The 1,081-nt window shown below is 49.3% G+C and carries 1 pseudogene; it reads left to right on the plus strand.

Features of this window, described 5'->3' with window-relative positions:
* Window positions 1-4: 4 nt before the first annotated feature.
* Window positions 5-1,081 (plus strand): annotated as a pseudogene (locus M3P05_RS20390) (IS481 family transposase); the annotation flags it as partial.

The raw sequence follows: 1,081 nt of genomic DNA on the forward strand, positions 1-1,081 counted from the left end.
TCGTATCGTTAAGCACAAAGTTGGTTTACTCAATTTAGCTGATGAACTCGGCAATATCTCTAAAGCCTGCAAAATGATGGGTGTATCCAGGGACACGTTCTATCGTTATCGGGATGCCGTTAATGATGGTGGCGTAGAAGCATTGTTGGATCGAAGCCGCAGAGTTCCCAATACCAAGAACCGGGTTGATTCGCACATTGAGGAAGCTGTGGTTAAATGGGCCATTCAGGAGCCTGCACACGGCCAGGTCAGAGTCTCCAATGAGCTGCGTAAGAAGGGTGTGTTTGTCTCACCTAGCGGTGTTCGGAGCATCTGGATGCGTCATGACCTGGTGAACTTTAAACAGCGTCTGAAGGCTCTTGAGGCCAAAGTGGCTGAAGAAGGCATTATCCTGACCGAATCGCAGGTCAAAGCCCTGGAACGCAAGAAGCTGGATGATGAAGCCTGTGGCGAGATTGAGAGTGCCCATCCTGGCTACCTTGGGTCACAGGACACCTTCTATGTCGGAACCTTCAAAGGAGTTGGCCGGGTCTATCAGCAGACCTATGTGGATACCTACTCCAAAGTCGCTCACTGCAAACTGTACACGACCAAGACCCCGATTACCGCAGCTGATCTGCTGAATGACCGCGTGCTGCCATTCTATGTGGCTGAAGAACTACCGGTTCTGCGCATCCTGACAGACAGGGGGACAGAGTACTGCGGTAGAGCAGACAGTCATGATTACCAGCTCTATATCGCCATCAATGATATTGAGCACACCAAAACCAAGGTGCGTCATCCCCAGACTAATGGAATCTGCGAACGTTTCCATAAGACGATATTGCAGGAGTTTTATCAGCCAGCGCTGAGGAAAAAGATCTATGAAACCATAGAGGCTCTCCAAGTGGATCTGGACGAATGGCTGGATTACTACAATACTCGTCGCACCCATCAGGGCAAGATGTGCTGTGGGCGTACTCCAATGGAGACGCTGACTGATGGCAAAAGTATCTGGAAGGAAAAATTCATCGATTGAATTTGACCTGACAGACACCCTCTTGAAAATCGGTAACTGTCAGATCAGGTCTGAATTTCTACA

Source organism: Parendozoicomonas callyspongiae (assembly GCF_023502345.1).
Lineage (GTDB): Bacteria > Pseudomonadota > Gammaproteobacteria > Pseudomonadales > Endozoicomonadaceae > Sansalvadorimonas > Sansalvadorimonas callyspongiae.